At 54.1% G+C, this 519-nt stretch carries 1 protein-coding gene; it reads right to left on the bottom strand.

Translation table 11 applies throughout. The features are described from left to right. The coding region (rplJ, locus tag JF66_RS21095) for a 50S ribosomal protein L10 (RefSeq protein WP_035880944.1) at positions 1-201 on the bottom strand (201 nt) is incomplete at its 3' end. Positions 202-519 lie beyond the last annotated feature (318 nt).

Raw genomic sequence — 519 nt, 5'->3', positions numbered from 1 at the left:
AAACGAGGTGATGCCGGCCTTGTTGGCCGCAATCTTGGTGAGCGTGTTCTTTACCACGGCGTACGTGGCGTCCTCACTGATGGACTTACGCAGGCTCTTGAGCTGCGCAACAGTGAGACCGCGGTACTCGGTGAGCAGAACGGCGGTCGAGCTTTCGAATTTCTCCGTAAGCTCGGCGACCGTTGCTTCCTTGTTCGCCATGGTGCTCCTCTTAATAGTCATGTGCCGGGTAGCCCCCGATGCAAACATGAAAAAAGCTCCAGCGCAGGGCGCCGGAGCTGGGTCACAATCCATAAGACTGACAACTTACTTCGAACACCTGCGCGGGCCGTTCACGTGAATGAACCTTCGGTCACTCCGAGCATTTCTGCGCAAAGCAACAACCGGCGGTCTGTGGCTAAGGATGACTCTATGTCACGCACGGCGGCAGCGCAACTCGCAGCATCCGGTCAAAGTAGTTGAATACTGTCCACTAAATGTATATAGTTGATATCTGTCAATTACATCTTGGGAGCTTCA

Origin of the sequence: Cryobacterium sp. MLB-32 (assembly GCF_000738085.1) — a bacterium.
Lineage (GTDB): Bacteria > Actinomycetota > Actinomycetes > Actinomycetales > Microbacteriaceae > Cryobacterium.
Note: the sequence above shows the minus strand (reverse complement) of the source record. Positions and strands in the feature narration are given on the sequence as shown.